Origin of the sequence: Komagataeibacter medellinensis NBRC 3288 (genome assembly GCF_000182745.2) — a bacterium.
GTDB classification, from domain to species: Bacteria; Pseudomonadota; Alphaproteobacteria; order Acetobacterales; family Acetobacteraceae; genus Komagataeibacter; species Komagataeibacter medellinensis.
This window is the reverse complement of the sequence record NC_016027.1, coordinates 970,901-991,022: the sequence shown is the minus strand read 5'-3', so window position 1 is coordinate 991,022 and position 20,122 is coordinate 970,901. Positions and strand designations below refer to the sequence as shown.

Here is a 20,122-nt window from a genome sequence, read left to right as displayed (position 1 = left end):
ACAGGTCCCGTACCATGATCAGATGACAGACCCTGCCGGCCGGGCACGATGCGGGCGGGAAAGTGATGACCTGATGGATACCAGTGCGCTGCAGAGATTTGCCTATGCTGCGCGCATTGTGCTGATTGACCAGGTGGCTGTTCGGTTGGACAGGGTGCTGGCCGAAGGGGCTACGGCCCGGCGTGACCATCCTGGCGCGATTGCCCGGCTGGAGGCCGCTGTGACGAAAGACCGCAGGCAGGTCGTCGGGCAGGTGGCGTGCACGTGGTTCAACCGTTTTACCGCACTGCGTTTCATGGATGTAACGGGGCTGACCCACCCCCGTGTGGTATCCCCCGCTGATGGTGGCATCTGGCCAGAAATTCTGGAACAGGCCATGGCCGGTCACTTGCCGGATGCCACCTGTCCTGACATTGCCCGATATCTGAACGGCACCCAATCCCCCCATGACGGGCGGGCAGAGGCATATCGGCGGTTACTGATCCATGCCTGCACGCAGTGGCATGCCCTGATGCCTTATCTGTTTGCATCTGCACACGACCCCAACCGGGCAGATGACTATACTGATTTGTTGATGCCCGATGACCTGCTGTTACCTGACAGCATTCTCGGCCGCCTGCGTGCGGTCATGACGGAAGAGGCGTGTCAGGATGTCGAGATCATTGGCTGGCTCTATCAGTTTTATATCAGGGAAAAGAAAGACCAGGTCTTTGCGGGGCTGAAACGGAATATCAGGATCACGGCGCAGGATATTCCCGCTGCAACGCAACTGTTCACGCCGCGCTGGATTGTACGCTACCTTGTAGAAAATGCGCTGGGACGGTTGTGGATGCTCAATCACCCGCACGCGCAACTGGCCACGCGGATGGCATATTACATCGCACCCGATGGCCCCCGGATTCCTTTCCCGCGCATTGAGCGGCCCGAGCAGATACGCCTGTGTGATCCAGCCTGTGGCGCGGGCCACATGCTGACCTATGCGTTTGACCTGCTCCATGCAATTTATGAGGAAGCGGGGTATGAAGCCACGGCCATCCCGGCGCTGATCCTGACGCATAACCTGACCGGAATCGAAATTGACGGGCGTGCTGGCGCTTTGGCGATGTTTGCCCTGTCGATGAAGGCGGCAACACGGCTTGGGCGGCAGCGTTTCATGCACATGAAGGTAAAACCCGATATTGTCGTTTTGCAGGACGTGACCTTCAGTCCGGCCGAGATGCACGATATTGCCACCATGGTCGGGCGCGACCTGTTTACTGACGCGCTGCGCGGGACGCTGGCGCAGTTCGGGCAGGCAAAGAATTTCGGCTCGCTGGTCGTGCCGGAACTGTGCAACGTGGGCAGGGTGCAGCAGGTGGTGGCGGCATGGGATTGTGGCGGCAACCCGGTGCGCAATGACCTGCAGGTCCGTGTCATGACTGTGCTGCGTATGGTTCAGGTCCTGTCGCCGCATTATCATGTTGTGGTGGCTAACCCGCCTTATATGGGCGGGAAGGGGATGAACGAAACACTGGGCGCTTTCGTCAAGGCGCACTACCCAGATAGCCGGTCCGATCTGTTTGCCGTGTTCATGGAACGCGCACTTGGGCTGTGTGTCGAACATGGACTGATGGCCATGATCAACATGCAGTCATGGATGTTCCTGTCATCATATGAAAAGCTACGGGACAGGTTATTTGCGAATTCCGTGATCCTGTCCATGGCCCATCTGGGAGAGCGGGCGTTTGACAATATTGGTGGTGCGGTAGTCTCCACCACGGCATTCGTGATCGGGAAAGTCCGTGGCGTAAACCTTGAAGGCACCTTCATCCGCCTTGTCGATGGCGGTTCGGAGTTTGAAAAACGAACCCGATTGCGCATGGCTATCGAGAACGGCGCGTGCTCCTGGGTGTATCGTGCATCGGCGGAGGATTTCAGAAAAATCCCGGGCAGTCCGATCGCATACTGGCTGTCCGAGGATTTCCGGCGCTGCTTCTCCCGCTTTCCGCTGATAGGGGATACGGCAGCAGTCCTGTGTGGAATGACGACGGGTAGAAACGCGCGGTTCGTCAGGAAATGGCATGAGATCAGCCGCGAACGTTTCCTGCCTCATGCCGCATCGCCTGAACAGGCCATTCTGTCTGGACAGAAGTGGTTCCCATACGCCAAGGGCGGCGCATTCAGGAAATGGTATGGTAATGCGGAGCATGTCGTAAACTGGGAAGCGGGGGGGCGTGATATCCTCGCATCCGGGCGGGCATATCCGCGGGCAAGGAATCGCTATTTCAGCCCATCGGTAAGTTGGTCGTTCCTATCATCTTCCTATTTTGGCGTACGTCAGCAGCCGCAAGGCTTTATTTTTGATATGGCAGGCTGCTCGCTGTTCCCTGATGCGCCTGCGCATCTGCCAATTTATACGGGCGCATTGTGCGCAAGAACTGCCCGGCTTTTCCTGAAGGCCATGAACCCGACCCTGAATTTTCAGGTCAACAACGTGGCGGCAATTCCCCTGCCTGACACATTGGCAGTTGATGCGATTGACCGAACGGTCCGTGCTGCCGTGGAAATCGGAAAATCAGATTGGGATGCCAGCGAAACCTCCTGGGATTTTACCATACTACCACTGCTCTCGCCCGCGCACAGAGCGGGGTCGGTGCAGGGTAGTTATGACCGACTGCGCTCGTGCTGGCAGGGTATGACGGACAGGATGCAGCAACTGGAGCAGGAGAATAACCGTCTGTTCATCAACGCCTATGGCCTGCATGGCGAAGTGGCCCCCGAAGTGCCGGTTGAGGACATTACGCTGACCTGCAACCCGGCCTATCGCTATGGTGGCAAGGTACGTATGGTGGAGCGGGAGAGGCTTCTGCTGTATGATACCGTGGCCGAACTTCTCCATTATGCCGTGGGCTGCATGTTTGGCCGGTATAGCCCTGATGTGCCCGGCCTGATCCTTGCCAGTCAGGGGGAAGGAATGGATGCGTACCTGGCGCGCGTGCCAGAACCCCGTTTTGTCCCCGACCGCGACAATGTCATTCCCGTAATGGATCGCAACTGGTTTGCCAGTGATATCGTGACCTATGCCCATGATTTCCTGCGCGTGACCTTTGGCGCGGCGGGTTTTCACGAAAACCTTGCATTTATTGAAAAAGCGCTGGGCAAGGACCTGCGCAACTGGTTCATCAGGGATTTCTACGACTATCATGTTTGTCGTTACAGGAAGCGCCCGATTTACTGGATGTTTTCCAGCCCCGGAGGCAGCTTCAATGCACTGATCTACATGCATCGCTACCGGCCTGACACCGTATCGGTCATGCTGGACCGGTACGTGCACGAATTCATGATCAGGCTGGACGCTGAACGTGGTCTGCTGGAAAGGTTGGTCGATAACCCGACTGCCACATACAGCAAGCGTGCCCGGATACAGAAAGCCGTTGGCGTGGTGGACAGGCAGATTGAAGAACTGACCCGATGGGTAAGGGAGGTGGTTGTTCCGATGGCGCAGCAGAAGATCGCCATTGATCTGGATGATGGGGTAAGGCGCAACTACCCTCTATTTGCAGGCGCGCTGAAACCGATCAAAGGACTGGAAGCGCCAGATGGCTGAGTGTATTCCGCGACGGACATTGGGGTGACAGTAGAAGTGATGTGAAAACGTCAACCACTTCCATACCTTATAGGCTATTTGGAAAGTCAGGCTCAATAATATCCTGAAATTATAAAAGTTGTTGGTGAATTTTTCTAAAAAGCTCCACAAGACGCTACCTTTTAAAAAAAGGCGACACCCAAGAACTTTTCTTATTTTTTATCAATGATTTGTTGTTCAAACAATCTTTTATAGGAATTTCTGGAATGACTGGCGGAGAGGGTGGGATTCGAACCCACGGAACGCTTACACGTTCGGCGGTTTTCAAGACCGCTGCCTTCAACCGCTCGGCCACCTCTCCATAGGGGTTATTTAGCTAGGTATTCCGCCGCCGTCTAGGGGTTGGGGCGCACAAAAAATCGCTGCCTTCATGGGGCTTCTGTGCCGACTTTTGTGCCGACATGCAGCACATGGTCCAGTTCATCCGCCGTCAGGGCGGACAGGTAGCTCTCGGTCGTCTTGACCGATGTGTGGCCCAGATGGCGGCTCAGCCGGTAGATGTCCCCACCGGCCTTGAGCCACCGGATGGCGAAGGTCGTGGATGCGAAAGCGGGCAAACGGAATGCCCACGGCTTCACACCGTGCGGCCACCCGGCGCATGATCTGCCCGTAATTCGAGGCTGCGTTGCGGTAGGGATTGCCGCCAAGGTTGAGGAACAGGAAGCCGGTACGGGGCGCCTGCTCCAGTAATGCCGTGGCATCCTCTGTCTGGTGTGACCCATGCGATCATGCGGGGCAGGCTTGTCTTGGTACGGAGCAGCTTCATGGTCCACATTGTCAACCGTTAGGCTGATAGCTTCGTTTTCCCGCATGCCCGTCTGTTCCAGCAGATCAAGAATTGCGCCCATGGTGGGCGGCTTTGACCAGTGCCACCGAATCGGGACAGGGCGGGGTGATCGGGTCGCGCCGTTCACAGATGATCGTTTGGTCAAAAAATCAGGGCAGAGTTGCTGGTGATCCAGCTCCACGCCACGCAGGCTGACAGCAGGCGGGACAGGGCGCTCTGGTCACGACGGAGGGTGTCCATGCCCCTATCGCCCCGCAATTTCTGTAGCCACGAGTGCTGCGCGGTATTGCCGTTCCTCAATGGTGGCGTTTGGGTTCAGCATGGCCCAGGTTTGGATCAGCAGACGGAGCGATTGCGAGATCGTTGGCTCTCTCAAAGGGATGTTGCGCACCTTGCGATCACAGGCATGCGGCTCAGGGTTAAATCGGGAGCGGGAGACTTCATCGCCCATGCTGGTGTCGGTCACGATGTTTTCTCCTTCTGGAGCACGACGGGCAGCAGGCCCTCGCGCGTGCGCCAGACGTTGATGTGGGTCAGCGTGCTACGCAGGGGGCTGGTAGTTTGTCGGTGCAGGCCCATGCTGCTTAACAATCTGGCCAACAGCCGCTATCAGGCGCCGGACCTGAAGTTCAGTGCGCCGGTGTGGGATGCTCTGGCTAATGATCTTTATCAGCAGAAGCACGCGTAGGCCGTGCGACAGGCCACCATGGCCCGCGGGTCGGGTGATATACTTGGCAGGACGGCCCGCATTGGCGGCGGCCTGCTGCCACAGTTCCTTGATCCGCTGAACGTCGCCCCGACCTTCATGCCGGGCATGGGGGCGGTCCGTACGGCATCCATTCTTGGTCGGTTCAACGTCGAAAGCGGACTTGCAACCCGCGCTTTGGCCGGGGCCACGCAGGGCATGGCCGGATAGGCGGCGCTGGAACCGCTGAATGACGGCATTTCGCAGGGCGAGCATAACGACTGGACCATGGGGCAGGCGCTAACCAATGTTGCGTTTGGCGGCCTGAATGTACACGCTCACCGGTCGTATCTGGTTGCAATACGTTGCCAGTTTCGGGGCATCGCGCACATGTTTTCGATGCGGCATGCCATGCGCCTGGGAAAAAAGCGGCTCAATCCGGATCATCCGGTTTTCAGGAAATAAAAATAGGATAACTATAGGTTTTATTTTATGAAAACCTGTAAGCTGACAGTCATTGCGTAGTTCAATACATTAATGCCTCCTTCTCCACTGGGGGTATGAACAAAAATCGTGATATGCAGTACACGGCCCGGTTTATCCGTTGTCATATGACATCAGTGATCGGTATGGGGGCCACGGCTCCAGTGCTGGTACGAATTGCGGTACTGGCTATCATGTTCGTGCCAGTAGGTCGGACGGTCGTGCCCTGCGCCGTGGCATCCGGCCAGAAGCATGAGCAGTATAAAGGGCGCGTATACTCTGATCAGGTGTGACATGTCGGCCTCCCGCAGGTGTGATTACAACGGCAGCACGAGGCTGGCGTTCCGGGATTGGATCAGTTTTTTCTGTCCTGCTGCAAGGTGCCGCTCTGGAGCATGCAGTTGGCATAGAAATTGCGCCGTGTCGTCTGGCTTACGCCCACCGTTACAGATTGCGAAGATACATTGCCCAACCCCTGTGCTGCGCATTTTTAATCGATATTGCGGTAGGTCGCGCTGTTTTCGTCCATGACTGGCGTATAGTCGCGTGTGTGCCTCATTTCCGTATTGATGTGTGCAGGCGCATGCTGATGTGTAGTGATTTTATACAATGCGTTCCGTCCGGCTTTGGGCAATGGAAGGGTTAATGATGGCCTCCAGCATGTATAGGGCAAGGAAGAGGCTTATCCTGGACATGATTTTTTCCATGATATTGGAAGCATGAACCGGCTTTATGCAGGGGCGGAACACTATTTCTGGTCAAAAAGGGACCGCTTCATGCTGTGCGTGGCGAGCCGTGCTTATGGTGGGGTAATTCACGGGCATGACTGCCAGGAGGGCCAGACTCAGGAAAACGATTTGCTTCATCATGCCTCCCTCATCTTGAATGGGTGGCACTATAGTTGCTGCCAAGTAGCACAGAGATGTCTGCCAGCTAACAATTTGTATCAGCCAGATGAGCAATTGTTCAGGCAGGTCAGACAACTGGCTACCACCCCATCGTGCCGGGACCACTCCATCCGCCGCCCAGACTGCCCCAGTCGCCCTGTGGGCCGCCACCATGGTCATAGGCGGCGCGTGCATTGCGATCAGTGCGGGGATCACGATCAGCGCAGGCGGCCAGTGCGGTGGTCAGGCAGAGGAGAGCAAGCAGGGCAAGGAATGGGCGCATAAACACCTTTATGATGCATCGTACCGCTCAGGGGCAAATGCGGGTGGGGAAAAACGTGCCTTTCCGCAGGTTTACAAAAAGAAGATAAGCGCCGTTGCCAGGGCAAAGGCTGCGGCAATCAGGCCAACACCCATAATGTTCCAGCTTTGCGGCTCGCTTTCACGATAGGCACCGGCATGGGGGCTACGCTGCATTACAGTGTTCATGAACATCTGATCCTCCTCTAACGGAGTGAACAAACAGCTTTTACCAGAAAGCGAGTGAAAGCCACAGCACCAGTGTCAGAAGAACTATGCCGATACAGACAAGGTCCATTGCCCTGATGGTTGAAGGCCGGTCCAGACCGGAAGATGTGCGGTAACGTGTTCCCATAACCATGACAACCTCCTGCCCGGCAGTCAGGATCCACCGGGTCTGCCAGATATGGGTGGGGCGGGGACAGGGGAAAGGAAGGATAGAAAAAACCATTTCCTTCCTTTTTTCGATCACAAAACCGGCATGATAGAAAAGCCGGATTATGCCATCAGTGCCTGGCCGGTCCACCCATACCGTCCGGGCCACCATATCTCAGCCATAATCATCGCTACCCGGTCCGACGGCATATCTGCTTCCCATTGCGACCGCCGCCCGGACCGCCATGCCCATGCGGCGGTGGTTCCATGCAGGCCGCTCGTTGGTCATCTGGGACAGGACAGCCAGAGTCTGTACGGTTTTTTTCATGCTGGTTTCTTCTTTTTGTGTCCAACTCAGGAAGAGCGGGGATACGGTTGGAAGGTTGCGAAAAAAACACGCAGCATCATCCCGTGCGTCAGGCGCAGGGCGCGTTTTCTGATAGCGGGAATGCACACGGCAACGACAGGGATGGCGGACCTGAATGCTGGTGTAACCCGCATTACTGTGGTCACCCATGTCATGGGTATGACAGGAGCATACCCGATGGACCGGGTCTGTGCCCTGTTTCCCGATAAAGTTGCGGTATCCTGCGATGGGTGTCCGGTTGTCTACTGGCCCACCCATGCGGGTCAGTGGATTGCAGAAGCGGTGTATCGGGTCAGGTATGGGCCGGAACGGTAAAGCAGGCCATGGCATGGGCGTGCAGGGTCTGGCAGGTATCTGATGCATCCGATGCACCAAAGCCGATCAGGCGGGCACGATACAGGACACCCGTGCCCGACGGGACTGGCATGACCACGGCTGCCAGGGGCGCCTGCCGGGCACCGATCAGGGTGCGGGTCATGTCCAGCGCCTGCCGGGCTTCGGCATTGGTGGAAAAGGCTCCGACCTGCACCCCCCATGCCCCACTCACGCGCGGGCTGTAGCCCACCGTCTGGATGACAGCGGCTTGTGCCGCGGTATCAGGCAGCGGAGGAGGCACAGCCCTGTCGGGCAGCACAGTATCCAGTGCCATAGCGCCATCCGCATTGGCAGGCGGGGCCTGCGGCATGCCATCCCCGGTGCCCTCATGGGGGGTGTCGCGGTCCATCAGGCATGGCGCGCCGGGGTCATAGGCGGCATCGGCATTACGCAGGCAGCCATCCGCCGTGCGCGACAGGGTAGGGGTAACCACGGGCGGGACATAGGCCGCGTTCATGCTCACGCCATCAGCTTGGGCCAGCATGGTGGCTCCAGTACCGCCGCTCAGGCCGGGCGGCAGGTCAGGGCCAAGGCCGGGGCTGATGGCGGCCACATATTGTATGGTCTCGGCGGGCAGAGGATTACCATTCTGGTGCCATTCCTGCACACGCTCGGGGCCAGCATTGTAGGCAGCCAGGAAATCCGGTGTGCCAAAACGCTCGTACATCAGGCGGATATAGGCCGTGCCGGCCATGATGTTGTCATGTGGGTCATAGGGATCACCGCCCAGCCCGTACCGCGCCTGCATGTCGGCATAGGTTTCGGGCATCAGTTGCATCAGGCCCATGGCACCGGCACCCGATGTGGTGAGTTGGCCGTCCAGATATTGCTGGCCGCCGGATTCCTGATGCATCACCGCGCGGATCCATGCGGCCGGGACCGAAAAGCGGGTCGCGGCTTCCTGTATGTAGGGCCCCCATGGGTCACTCGCCGTGCCGGGGGCAGCATAGATGCGCTGTGCCCCCGTTACGGTCGGCCCGCGGATGACGGTGGTGGAGGGCGTTGCCGCACAACCGACAAGCGCAAGTAAGGTCAGGGCTGCCAGTCCCGGTCTATAATCCAGTTGCCGCACGTCTGTGTCATCCTGCTGTGGGGGCGCCTGCCGCTCCCTGGGTGGCCAAGAATGTTTTCATATAAACGGAGCGGTAGCGCGGGGCCGAGCAAATTCGCATGCCCAGGGTTGCACCGCGGTACGATCCTGATGGCAGCATCCGGGGCTTGCCAAGCGCCCCGTATGGCTGGCACGAGGGACGGCAGCCATGCGTTGTAGGCCAGTGGCCAGCAGGACCGGAGCGGGCGCGCGGGGGAGGGGAGAATGGATGCGGCAGGTTGAGTGGTGGATGCTGCGGGTTGCAACCGCCCTTGTGCTCCCCATGCCGCTTCTGTTGCTTTATGCCCTTGCACCCGCTGAAATCGTGATGACGGCGGTGGCCATCATGTTCATGGCCCATTGCGTGCTGTGCCGCCACTGGTGCTGGCTGCGGCAGGCATGGGTGGTGGTGGCGGCGTTGCTATGGGGCGATATCGTGTTGTGCGCCGGATTGGCCGAAGGCATGCGCGGGGTCATGCATGCGGTGGGTTTCGGGCGGTATTTCGTGTTTGTGGCAGGGTTGCAGGTCTGGGTCCTGCCGCAGGCCATCGTGCGCCAGCAGCTTGCACGTGCCTATGGCTGGGTAGCGTTGTGGCTGGTTGCGGGGTGCTGGCAGCAGTACCTGTGCGGGCGCAATTTCATGGGGTATGGCCGGTGGGCCGATGGTGCGTTGCTGGGGCCGCTATGGGCCCCACGCGCGGGGTATGCACTGGTCATGACCGCGCTGCCGGGGCTGTTCCCCCATTTCATCAGGCTTTCGGGACAGTCGGGCGCGCGCGGGCGACCCATGGTGGTGGCCATGCTGCTGGGGCTGGCGCTGACCATGGTGCTGGTGGCCCAGCGCATGCCGCTTGTGCACATGCTGGCCGCCATGGGCGTGGTGGGGCTGGTGGTGCCACGACTGCGTGCGGGCGTGCTGGCGGTTATGGTAATGGGGGCGGGGGAGATTGCCCTGCTGCCTGTGCTGTCGCCCCAAGCCTATGACAAACTGGTCGTGAACCTTGTCGCGCACATGCACGCCTTTGCCGATAGCCCGTATGGCATGCTGTTCATCCGCGCGGGTGTGATGATTGCGCGCCACCCGTGGTTCGGGCTGGGGTTTGACGGTTTCCGCCATGCTTGCCCAGACCCAGCCTATTTTCATGGCCTGCCGTGGCTGGGGGTAGCCGAAGGCGCGTATGGTGGTGCCGCGGGGTGCAACCTGCACCCGCATAATTTCTACCTGCTTGTCGGGACGATGGGGGGACTGCCCGCAATGGGGCTGTTCGGTGTGCTGGTTGTATGCCTGCTGGCCCCCATCTGGCGCGGACTGGCGGCGGCGCATGACCCGCAGCGGCTGATGCTGGCCGTTACGGTCACGCTGGAGCTGTGGCCGGTGCAGTCCACCAGTTCGCTACTGACCCAGCCCACGGCGGGGTGGCTGTTCATGGCTGTGGGGTGGGCGCTGGCGGTATCACCAGTTGCCTCTCAGTTGCAATACATGCGTGGCAGGGACTAGCCCCGCCCGCCAGAGCACATTAAGGTGCCCGACAACATGGGGCGTGCTGGTGCGGTAACAGTTGCGGGTACAAACCGCATGGATGTGGCGTCATCCGTCTTGAGCAAGGAGCTTGCGCTATCATTTTGGCCTGTTGTTCCAAGGAAACGTGTCCGGGTCCGGCCTGTGCACGGGGTTTTGTACGTGTGATTACCCATGTCCACTGACGAACGTGATGCGCTCAAGCGTATTTTCGGCAATACCGGCTTCCTGATTGCCGGGCGCGCGACCAATGCGATCTGTAGCTTTGTTTACGTGGCGTGGGCCGTGCGTGCGCTGGGGTTGCAGCAGTTTGGCGTGCTGATGCTGGTGACCACGTTTGCGGCAGCGGTCTCTGCCGCCACGCATCTGCTCTCCTGGCAACCGCTGCTGCATTACGGGACCGATCCCTTCACTAATGGCAGGCGCGCCGAGTTCGCGCGTGTGCTGGCGTTCTGCATACGGGCGGATTACCTGAGCGGTGGCGTGGGCTGGCTGCTCGGCACGCTGGGGGTGGCGCTGTTCGGCACCTATATGGGCTGGCCGGCAACCGACCAGGGAGCGGCGATGCTGTATATGCTGACCATCGCGTTCATGAACACAAGCTGGTCGGCCGGGGTGTTCAGGCTGTGTAATTCCTTCTGGCTGACTATGCTGACGGACCTGTCGGGTGCGCTGGTACGCACGGTGGGGTCGGGTATCGGTTTTTTCTATCATTTCGGGCTGGATTATTATCTGCTGGTCTGGAGCATGACCCAGCTTGTCATGTTTATCAGTAGTACCATGCTGGGGTGGCTACAGGTACATCGGGCAGGTGGCATGCCGGGTTTCAGCCTGCTGGCGCGACTGCGTGCGGGGGAGGCACCGGGGATCTGGCGCTTTACGCTTTCAACCAGTTGCAACCACCTGTTGGGATCGGTCTTCAACCAGTTCGGCACCCTGCTGGTTGGCGGAATACTTGGGCCAGCGGATGCTGCCGTGTACCGGGTTTCGCGCCAGATTGGCGAAGGGATCGCCAAGCCCGCCCAACTCATGATGCCCGCACTCTATCCCGAACTGATCCGCCTGCGCGAAAAGCAGGACTGGTATGGCATCAAGCGGGTCGTCATCAAGCTGTTCCTCATGATCGGGGGGTTTTCCATCCTGCTCATGGGGGTGGCGATGGTGCTGGGCAACACCCTGCTTACATGGATGCTGCATATGCACTGGCATGGCGGGCGTTCGCTTATCATGCTTATGCTGGGCAGTGCCATATTGGGGCTTGGCGTGGTGCCGCTTGAGCCACTGCTTACGGTGATCGGCCAGGTTTCGCAGGTGTTGCGCGGGCGTATCATCGTGACCCTGACCTACCTGCCGCTGGTCTATGGCATGACCATGGCGTGGCACTTGAAGGGGGCAGCTGCGGCGGCTGATGTCGCAGCACTGATTATGCTGTGCATCTGCCTGCGTCCGGTGGTGGCATGGTTCAGGCGCGTGGCCCCGGGCCGCAGGCCGTCACATATGGATATTCCCCCCGTGGTCGTATCTGGCTCCACGGAAAAGGGGGCATGACCTGTTCGCTGTCTGAAAACGGGTAAAAGTTTCTGGGTGCCGCCTTTTTTCAAACAGGCGGCGTCTTATGGAGCTTTTTGGAAAAGCTCCACCAGAAATCTTTTCATGGTCTGCGGCCCGTCCTGCGGGCCGCTTTTTGTGGTTGCCTAGAAATTGGCTGTCAGGCTTACGTTGAACGATCGTCCCATGCCCGGCAGGGCGCGCAGGGTGCCGGTGGCGGCATCATCCGCCAGTGACCAGCCACCCAGTGGCAGTTCGTATTTCTGATTCAGTACATTATCGATGCTGGCATCCAGTGTCACGTAACGCCAGTGATATTGCCCACCTAGCCCCAGCAGCGCGTAGCCGGGGGTACGGGGTTCATTGCGCACCCAGTCCACCGTGTCCTTGGCTTTCACGAAGGTCATTTCCACCCGACCGGTCCAGTTCTTCCATGTCTCGTGTAAGGCAACACTGCCGTTGGTGGGCATCTGATGGTACAGCCCAGCGCCATTGGTCAGGTCCTGTCCACGTACCCAGTTGATGTTGGCCACGATCTCGCCCCGGCCGAAATGGGGGGTATTCCACAGCCTGTAGTTGCCTGATCCGTTGATGCCATAGCTCTGCGCGTTATGGTTGACAAAGCCCAGCGTGTAGAACCCGTTTCTGGCGGCCGTCAGGCGCTGTGCGTTCACGTAGTCATGGGTATAGGTATAATAGGGCTGGATCTTCAGGTCCCATCTGTCACCATCGGGGTCATGCCAGTCAACGGTAATGGAGGCGGTATTGGCGACCTCGGGCTTCAGATCGGGGTTGCCCACGTAGCCATTCCCGTCGCCAAACCAGTTGATCATGCTGCTGACCATGGCGGACCGGCCCCAGGCATACCGCTCATACAGGTTGGGGGAGCGGGTCTTGCGCGCGTAACCGCCTTCAATCGACAGGTCGCGTCGGGGTTTCCAGCGTACCAGCGCCGTGACATCGAAGTTCACGTCCGTGCGGCCCCGGTCGGTGGCATTGAACGCGTTGGCGGCGGCAATGTTGGCGTTGTTCATCATGGACGGGGTGGAGGAATAGCCTGATACCGGCCCCGTATTCATCATGACGAGATCATTGCGGAAGCCCAGCAGCGTGGAGACGCGCGGCGTCCATGCTGCTTCCCACTCCACAAAATGGCCCAGCCGGTCACGATGGCCGTCATTGATGCTGTGATAGGTGTCCGGCCCCATCATCATGCTGCCTGCAACCGGGGGCCACCAGTCGTTCAGGCCGGAATGGTCGAACGAACTGCCCAGCCGCAGGGTCTGCCCTTGCGCCAGCGTGACCGTGGCCTTCAGGCTGTAGCCGGCCATGTGGGCATTGGTGTTCATGGGCATGTGGGTGGTCTTTTGCCGGTCGGGCAGGAAGTCCATGGCATGGTCCTCGCGCTGCCAGTAGCCGCGCGCCTCCAGTTCGCCCCAGTCGAACGTGCCGACGTACTTGCCGTTCACGTAAGTGGAGCGGTTGTTGGTCATGTCCATGTACTGGTTGGCAAAGCCTTCGTGCGGGGTATCCTGCTGGCCGAAGGTCAGGGCAAGAAGGTGATTGTCCTTATGCACGCCAAAGGTCACGGCATGATTGTAGGTCAGGTAACTGGTTGAGCGGACTACGCCACCATCACCGCCAGCATTGTAATCGCCCGCCTGCGCGTAGGAGGCATTGTAGCGCAGGCTGAACGTGTCATTCGCCACAGTAAGGCTGCCCGATGCGCCATAGCCGCCGCCATTGCTGCGGTAGGTTCCGGTCACATGGCCGGTGACCAGTACCTTGCCGTGTTTTGCAAATTGTGGGTCGCGGCGTTCCACATCCACCGTACCGCCGGTACTGTCGCCGCCCATGCTGACGGGTGTGATCCCGGCAATGGCGGTGGCGGTATCCACGCTGTCGGGATCGATGAAGGACAGGGCGGGATTCATATGGTTGGGACAGCCCGAGGCAATGCGCACGCCATCGACCACGGTGGCGACCCGGTCATCCGCCATGCCATTGAGCACGGGCAGGGATGCGAGGCCCCCGGCGGCATAGGTGCTGACACCGGGCTGGTTACGAAACAGGCTGGCCGCATCAGGGCTGCTGAGGCTGGCGGCCGTACGGTCAATGCGCGAGGGGCTGCTGGCCGAGAGCAGGCGATCACCCATTGGAGTCTCTTCCGCCGTGTCCTCGATGGAGAGGCCGGGCAGCGTTACGGTGGTCTCGGCGTGGGTGGCCAGCGGGCACAGGCTGCCAGCCAGCATCCAGCCACCCGCCACCACGGTTAGTGGGGTGGGCGTTTTCTTTATGGAAGTCACTTTTCATGTCCTGAACAGGAGACGGAACGCGCACGCCCCGGTCAGGGCATGCGGCAGCGTATGGCAGGGTTCAGGAGACGGAAGGTGGCCCGCGTGATGGCGGCAGCCCCAGCGGGGCAGTGGGGGGAGCACGGGGCTGGCGCGGCTCATGGCGTGATTGTGCCCATACCATGGGGGGGGCAGGCAGGAAGGGCGCCATGGCCAGCGCGAGGGCAGGCAGGTGCAGAAGCGGGCAGAGCGGGCAGCCTTCACCATGGTCATGCCCGGTATGAGGCATTGGTACATGTAGGTGGGCGGCCATTGCGCCCGGCATGGCATGGTGTGCGGATGCCATGGCGGGCATGGCCGCCATGGGTAATGCGGGTGTGACGGGTGCGATATCAATTCCCGTCAGCCGCATGATGGTGCCGCGCGGCAGTTCCCCCGGCAGGCTGCGGCTTTCAATCAGCAGTTGCCCCCACAGCCCCATGCATGCACACAGCACCATGACCCAACGGATCACAGGCCTGTCATGCAGGAAGGGGTGGCGGGCGTGGCCCATGATTGAACTGGTACTTTCCGGTTGCAAGATAAGGCGGTAACAGGGGTGTGTTGTCAGGGGTGCGCTTCCTTTTGTCAAATGACAAGATAACCCGCACGCTGGCCCGGAATGGATGAAGCCGTGACGCAACAGCAAGACAGGATGGCAGGCAGGCTGCTTGTCCCCCCTGCACCGGGGTGCCACCGCAGGTGGGGGCGCATGGTGGCGGGATGGGCCATACTGCTGGCCGTGCTGGGCCATGGGGTGGTTGCCGCGTGGCTGCTGCCCGCCCGTGCGCCGGTGCCCGAACCGCCGGGTGAAAAAAACAGCATTCAGGTCTTTTTTGATCATTCGGAGGTTGCGCACCCGCCAGAAGCGGCTACGCCACAGCCACAGCCACAGCCACAGCCACAGCCACAGCCACAGCCACAGCCACAGCCACAGCCACAGCCACAGCCAGCCGTCACGCTGCCTGCCATTCGTGATGGAGAGCTGAAAAAGCAGGTGGTGGCACCAGGGCCGGGCCTGTCTATGGGGCGTGCGTCACGGCTTCCTGCCGTTCATCCTGTCCCCGCGCAGGGTAGCGGACAGAAGCAGCCCACGCGTGACGGGGGGAAGGCTCCGGTGGCACAAGTGCCAACTCCGGTCGGCACGCATGCGCCCGCCGCCCCTCACTGCACGCCGCCTGCCTGGCGTTACCCCGGCATGGCCCGACATATGCACGAAGAAGGCAATGCCCGTGTTGAACTGACATTGGGCGCACAGGGGCAGGTTGTACAGGCCAGCCTGCGCAGCAGTACTGGTTATGATGATCTGGACAGCACCGCCCTTGCTGCTGCGCGCAAGGTGACCTGCACGGCAGAAGGCGGTGGGCTGGAAGGCACGCATGTCATGCTGCCCGTATCCTTTCACCTGCACTGAAAATGCCGTATCCCTGCCTGGGATTGACGCATCAACGCTCATGCTGGTGGATGACGGGCAGTCATTCATTCTCTGGCGGGTTTTACCGGGCATGCATGCTGCGTCCTCAGAATATGGGACTGCGCCAATATGAACCGGCCTGACCGGCTGTCGTGCCGGTGCGAAATATTGTCAGGCGTCTTTAAATCTGTGAAAGCGTAAAGTAGGGAGTGGTCCCCCAAAAACCACAGGCAGCGCCGTATCTTGCGATACACGGGGATCGCGTGCCTGCCCGAGGTCGGCATTATGACGCGCTGGATCACCGCCGTCAGCAGTCACGCGATCAGCGCATCATCGACACTTATCTGTCGCGCCTTACCGAGGTTGCTGTCGCAGGTATGCAGTTGTGGGAACAGCACCGGGAACGAGAAATCGGCACAGTGGTCTTGATCGCAGCAACACGCGACCGACCGGAGTCGGTCGATACAGCAATGAGCCATAGTGCGCTGCAAACCATCTGCAAACCGTGCCAACTTTTCGGGCGCTAGGTCATTGAAAAGTGGCGCGCCCTGCTGGATTCGAACCAGCGACCCACAGCTTAGAAGGCTGTTGCTCTATCCAACTGAGCTAAGGGCGCGAAGCCTTTTTTGTGCCAGATCGGGCTTAATGCGTCCAGTTCTGGATACGGTCGTACCGGAAATTGTCGGCATAGGCCTTGGGGCGGCGGATGCGCGGCGCCGGGATCTCGATATCAAAGGCAATGCCGTTATGCGTGGCGTAGGCCACGGCGCTGTCCTGATCGGGGAACTGTAGGCGAAGCTGTGATTGGGTATCCGCGCTGCCGGTCCAGCCCATCAGGGCATCGACATGGCGAGGGCGGCTCTGCCCATAATCCAGCACCCATGTATGGGTCATGGTCTGGCCTGACTGGCCAGCGGGTTTTGATTGCCTGTAAATCCGGGCTCGCATACTCATCTGTCTCCCTGGATATGGTCGGGGCGCCCGGACTCGAACCGGGGGCCTCGTGTACCCAAAACACGCGCGCTACCAGGCTGCGCCACGCCCCGCGACCACGAGCGGGAACCTATGGGGCAACTGCTGTTCTGGCAAGCACAATCTTGCAAAAAAAATACCGCGCCCATGCTCCCCGCAGCAAGCGGCGAGGACGGGCGCGGTGAACAACACGTCGTGTAGGGGGAAAGGCTCAGGCCTTGACTGCGGGTTTGCTGGCCAGCGGCGGAATGAACAGGGGGGCGGTATCCCACGGAAACAGCACCCATGTGTCCTGCGGTACCTCAACCACGAACATATCCGTCACCGGCCGGCCCGAGGGCTTGGCATACAGGCAGGCGAACACCGCTTTGGGCATGAGCTTGCGCACGAGTTGGGCGGTAACACCCGAATCCACAAGGTCATCAATGATCAGGAAGCCTTCGCCATCGCCTGCGGCGTCGGCGTTCTTGATCACGCTTGGCTCGCCCATCTTTTCCTCGTCATAGGTCACGACGGAGATGGTATCGATCAGGCGGCAGTCCAGTTCACGGGCAATGATCGCAGCCGGGATCATGCCCCCGCGCGTGATGGCCACGATTCCCTTAAAGGGGCCACGCGTCATGAGCGTGCTGGCCAACTGGCGGGCATCGCGGTGAAGCTGGTCCCAGGTTACGGTTGCGTAGCTTGTAGCCATCAGAAAAGTCTTCCTCCATCGGGAACGCGGCCGTCGGGGCGGATAAGGACGGCCTCGCCATTACTGTCGGGCATGCCCAGTGTCAGCACTTCACTACGGAAGGAACCGACCTGGCGTGGCGGGACATTGATCACCGCACAGATCTGGCGACCGACCAGACGTGCGGGCACATAACGGTGATTGACCTGCACCACCGAGGACCGGACCCCGATATGGGGGCCAAAATCAATAGCCAGCCGGAAGGTATGCGGTGTTGTCTCGCGCAGGGGGTGCGCGTCGATCACCGTACCGGCCCGGATATCGAGCCAGTCCCGTGTGGTCCCTTCCGTGCCGGGCACGGCGGCATGCTCTACAGGGTCTCTCATCCCACTGCTTTTGCCCGTGTCGGGGGGGATTTGCAAACAGCGGAATACACTTTTTCAAACGTGTGGCCCGTAGGCGATATTGCGTGGCTGCTGTAAGGGTAGGGGACCATGCCCCCATCACCCCCTCCATCGCCTGCGCATGACGCTGGTCTGTCTGCGCCTTCGTTACCGCTGCACCGCCATCCGGGGCTTGTCGCTTTCCTGTGCGCGCGTACCGCATCGTCTTTTTCGGGCTGCGTGCAGGCCGTGGCGGTGGGGTGGCAGATCTATGCGCTGACCCATAGCACCACGGCGCTGGCACTGGTGGGGCTGGCGCAGTTCCTGCCTATGGCGGGGCTCCTGCTGCCTGCCGGCCACGCGGCGGACCATTTCAACCGTCGCCTGATCGCGATGACATGCCAGTGCATTGAAGCCTTTTCGGCACTGTTCATGGCGGTTGCGGCGTTTGGGGAGTGGACCGCACCGTGGATGATCTACACCATGGTCATGGTGTTTGGCGCGGCCCGTGCGTTCGAGATGCCCTGCCAGCAGACCTTCCTGCCATCGCTGGTGCCCGCCCACGTCTTTCCGCGTGCGGCCGCTGTCTCGTCATCGCTATTTCAGGCAGCGGCGGTGACCGGGCCATCGCTGGGGGGCCTGCTGTACGGGGCGGGGGCGGGGACGTGCTATCTGGTCTGTGCCGCGGGCTTTGCCTGTGCGTGCATGGGCACCCTGCGTATCCGCCTTGTCCATGCGCCACGACCGCGTGTTCCGCTGTCGCTGGCTACGTTTGTGGAAGTGATGCACTTTCTGCGTGCCCGGCCCGACATGCTGGGCGCCATATCGCTTGACCTGTTTGCCGTGTTGCTTGGTGGGGCCACCGCCATGCTGCCGGTCTATGCCAGTGACATCCTGCATGCCGGGCCGCTGGGGCTGGGGCTTTTGCGGGGCGCACCCGCTATCGGGGCCGTGCTGTGCTCGCTTGTCCTGATCTGGAAGCCGCTCAACCGTCATGCGGGCAGGCATATGTTCGTGGCGGTTGCGATATTCGGGGTAGCGACCGTGGTGTTCGCCCTGTCGCGCTCCATGGCGGTTTCCATCATCGCGCTGGCGGTACTGGGGGCGGCGGATGTAGTGAGCGTGGTGGTACGGGGCGCGCTGGTGCAACTGCGCACGCCCGACAGCATGCGCGGGCGTGTCTCGGCAGTGAACATGCTGTTCATCGGCTCATCCAACCAGTTGGGTGAGTTCGAGAGCGGCATGGTGGCTGGCCTGGCCGGCCCCGTTGGCGCGGTGCTGCTGGGGGGTGTGGGCACGCTGCTGATCACGGCCGGGTGGATACGGATGTTCCCCACCCTGTGGCACCTTGACCGGCTGGATGACATCACCCCCGATTAGGGGGAAGATGGTCTGCCCGCATGGGGGCAAACGGGCAGAACAGTGGTCCGGTCAGCGCCGTGGAGATGACGGTCAGCACCATGAAAGAGGGAAGCAAACGCGAAATCCGCCAGCATGCCCTGAGCATACACGATGGTTGCCGCCACTCTGTTCTTTTTTTGTATTCGTTATGACAATGCAAAAATGAAGGAAACGGACGTTCTTCATCAGCAGAAGATATGTTCCGTGTCCTGTCGGGGTACACAATGCTGTCATGGCCCGTGTGGTTTTCCTATTCTCGTCAGGGGGGCGTGACGGACTGTATCGTGGATACGGGTGCGTACTGTTGTGTGTTTTTGGGTTGTCGCACGCGGGTGCACGCGCGCATCATCACGGCAGCAGGATCAGGAGGGCAGGGCGATCAGGAATATGGCATTGCTTGGCGCGCTGGGGTGGATGCCGGCGGCCCACGCACAGGGCCATGTGATCATGACAGCCAAGCTGGACTGGATCACGGCGGCGCATCTGGCGGAGGAAGCTGTGCGCGCCTGTGCGGCACAAGGCTATTCAGTTACCGCCAGCGTGGTGGATACGACAGGCCATCAGCAGGCCGTGATCAAGGGCGACAGCGTACCGTTGCAATCGCTGTCCGTCTCCTATCGCAAAGCCTATACGGCCTATGCCTACGGGCTTGCATTCAATATGAATACGACCAGCGACCTGATAGCCGCCAAGGTGACAGGTCCCGCCAACGGCGCACTCAATACCATACCGGAAGTCCTGTTCGTGCCCGGTGGCGTAGCCCTGCGCCGGGTGGGTGATAATGTGGTGTTGGGTGGCATTGGCGTATCCGGTGCGCCGGGTGGCGAAAAGGATGAAGCCTGCGCGCAGGCGGCCGTCACGAAATTCCGGGCGGACTTTCATTAACGCGGGCTGCCCGCATGTTT

At 60.2% G+C, this 20,122-nt stretch carries 21 protein-coding genes and 3 tRNA genes; 8 read left to right on the top strand and 16 right to left on the bottom strand.

Features of this window, described 5'->3' with window-relative positions:
• Nucleotides 1–22 precede the first annotated feature (22 nt).
• Complete coding sequence (gene pglX / locus GLX_RS04490) at nucleotides 23–3,586, top strand: BREX-1 system adenine-specific DNA-methyltransferase PglX (protein ID WP_014104834.1); 3,564 nt, start codon at nucleotides 23–25, stop codon at nucleotides 3,584–3,586.
• A gap of 250 nt (nucleotides 3,587–3,836) precedes the next feature.
• On the opposite strand, the gene GLX_RS04485 is transcribed toward pglX, so the two are convergent.
• From GLX_RS04485 to GLX_RS04475, 3 genes are all read right to left on the bottom strand, one after another.
• Nucleotides 3,837–3,926 (bottom strand) — tRNA-Ser (locus GLX_RS04485).
• Nucleotides 3,927–3,993: 67 nt separating this feature from the next.
• Nucleotides 3,994–4,182 (bottom strand): site-specific integrase, encoded by a 189-nt coding sequence (locus GLX_RS18915; RefSeq protein ID WP_231850405.1) that lies wholly within the window; start codon nucleotides 4,180–4,182, stop codon nucleotides 3,994–3,996.
• Between the two features lie 474 nt (nucleotides 4,183–4,656).
• Entirely contained in the window at nucleotides 4,657–4,878 is a 222-nt protein-coding gene (locus GLX_RS04475) for a hypothetical protein (RefSeq protein WP_041247178.1), read from the bottom strand.
• 45 nt (nucleotides 4,879–4,923) lie between these two features.
• On the opposite strand from GLX_RS04475, the gene GLX_RS18405 reads away from it, so the two are divergent.
• Together GLX_RS18405 and GLX_RS04470 are read left to right on the top strand one after the other, a co-directional pair.
• Nucleotides 4,924–5,100 carry a hypothetical protein gene (locus GLX_RS18405; RefSeq protein ID WP_158309221.1) on the top strand — a complete coding sequence of 59 codons (177 nt, stop codon included), beginning with the start codon at nucleotides 4,924–4,926 and terminating at the stop codon, nucleotides 5,098–5,100.
• Nucleotides 5,101–5,103: 3 nt separating this feature from the next.
• Nucleotides 5,104–5,328 (top strand): hypothetical protein, encoded by a 225-nt coding sequence (locus tag GLX_RS04470; protein ID WP_014104832.1) that lies wholly within the window; start codon nucleotides 5,104–5,106, stop codon nucleotides 5,326–5,328.
• Nucleotides 5,329–5,714: 386 nt separating this feature from the next.
• On the opposite strand, the gene GLX_RS18400 is transcribed toward GLX_RS04470, so the two are convergent.
• The 6 genes from GLX_RS18400 to GLX_RS04450 all read right to left on the bottom strand — a co-directional run bounded on the left by GLX_RS18400 (nucleotide 5,715) and on the right by GLX_RS04450 (nucleotide 8,956).
• Nucleotides 5,715–5,876, bottom strand: coding sequence for a hypothetical protein (locus GLX_RS18400; protein ID WP_158309220.1), 162 nt, complete (start codon nucleotides 5,874–5,876; stop codon nucleotides 5,715–5,717).
• Nucleotides 5,877–6,567: 691 nt separating this feature from the next.
• Nucleotides 6,568–6,750 carry a hypothetical protein gene (locus GLX_RS17005; RefSeq protein WP_081477872.1) on the bottom strand — a complete coding sequence of 61 codons (183 nt, stop codon included), beginning with the start codon at nucleotides 6,748–6,750 and terminating at the stop codon, nucleotides 6,568–6,570.
• Nucleotides 6,751–6,821: 71 nt separating this feature from the next.
• Entirely contained in the window at nucleotides 6,822–6,956 is a 135-nt protein-coding gene (locus GLX_RS19200; protein ID WP_269448794.1) for a hypothetical protein, read from the bottom strand.
• 40 nt (nucleotides 6,957–6,996) lie between these two features.
• On the bottom strand, nucleotides 6,997–7,128 hold the full coding sequence (locus tag GLX_RS19195; RefSeq protein ID WP_269448791.1) for a hypothetical protein: 132 nt from the start codon (nucleotides 7,126–7,128) through the stop codon (nucleotides 6,997–6,999).
• A gap of 189 nt (nucleotides 7,129–7,317) precedes the next feature.
• A complete protein-coding gene (locus tag GLX_RS18010) occupies nucleotides 7,318–7,470 on the bottom strand; it encodes a fungal specific transcription factor domain-containing protein (protein WP_148268539.1) in 153 nt (50 codons plus the stop codon).
• Nucleotides 7,471–7,801: 331 nt separating this feature from the next.
• Nucleotides 7,802–8,956, bottom strand: a complete 1,155-nt coding sequence (locus GLX_RS04450) for a transglycosylase SLT domain-containing protein (protein ID WP_014104830.1) — start codon at nucleotides 8,954–8,956, stop codon at nucleotides 7,802–7,804.
• Between the two features lie 247 nt (nucleotides 8,957–9,203).
• On the opposite strand from GLX_RS04450, the gene GLX_RS04445 reads away from it, so the two are divergent.
• Both GLX_RS04445 and GLX_RS04440 read left to right on the top strand, forming a co-directional pair.
• The gene (locus GLX_RS04445; RefSeq protein WP_014104829.1) at nucleotides 9,204–10,472 is read left to right on the top strand and encodes an O-antigen ligase family protein; all 1,269 of its coding nucleotides are present in this window, start codon (nucleotides 9,204–9,206) and stop codon (nucleotides 10,470–10,472) included.
• A gap of 195 nt (nucleotides 10,473–10,667) precedes the next feature.
• Nucleotides 10,668–12,041, top strand: a complete 1,374-nt coding sequence (locus GLX_RS04440) for a lipopolysaccharide biosynthesis protein (protein WP_014104828.1) — start codon at nucleotides 10,668–10,670, stop codon at nucleotides 12,039–12,041.
• A gap of 146 nt (nucleotides 12,042–12,187) precedes the next feature.
• Here GLX_RS04440 and GLX_RS04435 read toward each other — a convergent pair whose 3' ends face one another.
• Together GLX_RS04435 and GLX_RS04430 are read right to left on the bottom strand one after the other, a co-directional pair.
• Nucleotides 12,188–14,293 (bottom strand): TonB-dependent receptor, encoded by a 2,106-nt coding sequence (locus GLX_RS04435; protein ID WP_050856151.1) that lies wholly within the window; start codon nucleotides 14,291–14,293, stop codon nucleotides 12,188–12,190.
• Nucleotides 14,294–14,417: 124 nt separating this feature from the next.
• A complete protein-coding gene (locus tag GLX_RS04430; RefSeq protein WP_014104826.1) occupies nucleotides 14,418–14,888 on the bottom strand; it encodes a DUF2946 domain-containing protein in 471 nt (156 codons plus the stop codon).
• A gap of 108 nt (nucleotides 14,889–14,996) precedes the next feature.
• Here GLX_RS04430 and GLX_RS04425 point away from each other — a divergent pair, with 108 nt between their 5' ends.
• Nucleotides 14,997–15,788 (top strand): TonB family protein, encoded by a 792-nt coding sequence (locus GLX_RS04425; RefSeq protein ID WP_014104825.1) that lies wholly within the window; start codon nucleotides 14,997–14,999, stop codon nucleotides 15,786–15,788.
• A 539-nt stretch (nucleotides 15,789–16,327) separates the two neighbouring features.
• Here GLX_RS04425 and GLX_RS04420 read toward each other — a convergent pair.
• From GLX_RS04420 to GLX_RS04400, 5 genes are all read right to left on the bottom strand, one after another.
• Nucleotides 16,328–16,404, bottom strand: a tRNA-Arg gene (locus GLX_RS04420).
• Between the two features lie 26 nt (nucleotides 16,405–16,430).
• Complete coding sequence (locus GLX_RS04415) at nucleotides 16,431–16,736, bottom strand: ETC complex I subunit (protein WP_041247173.1); 306 nt, start codon at nucleotides 16,734–16,736, stop codon at nucleotides 16,431–16,433.
• A 21-nt stretch (nucleotides 16,737–16,757) separates the two neighbouring features.
• Nucleotides 16,758–16,834 (bottom strand) — tRNA-Pro (locus GLX_RS04410).
• Between the two features lie 137 nt (nucleotides 16,835–16,971).
• Nucleotides 16,972–17,454: a xanthine phosphoribosyltransferase gene (gpt, locus tag GLX_RS04405; protein ID WP_014104823.1), complete on the bottom strand. Its 483-nt coding sequence runs from the start codon at nucleotides 17,452–17,454 to the stop codon at nucleotides 16,972–16,974.
• Nucleotides 17,454–17,819 carry a tRNA-binding protein gene (locus GLX_RS04400; protein WP_014104822.1) on the bottom strand — a complete coding sequence of 122 codons (366 nt, stop codon included), beginning with the start codon at nucleotides 17,817–17,819 and terminating at the stop codon, nucleotides 17,454–17,456. Before GLX_RS04400 ends, gpt begins: the two co-directional genes overlap by 1 nt.
• Nucleotides 17,820–17,927: 108 nt before the next feature.
• On the opposite strand from GLX_RS04400, the gene GLX_RS04395 reads away from it, so the two are divergent.
• Nucleotides 17,928–19,196, top strand: a complete 1,269-nt coding sequence (locus tag GLX_RS04395; RefSeq protein WP_014104821.1) for an MFS transporter — start codon at nucleotides 17,928–17,930, stop codon at nucleotides 19,194–19,196.
• Between the two features lie 408 nt (nucleotides 19,197–19,604).
• Nucleotides 19,605–20,102, top strand: coding sequence for a GlcG/HbpS family heme-binding protein (locus tag GLX_RS04390; protein ID WP_014104820.1), 498 nt, complete (start codon nucleotides 19,605–19,607; stop codon nucleotides 20,100–20,102).
• Nucleotides 20,103–20,122 lie beyond the last annotated feature (20 nt).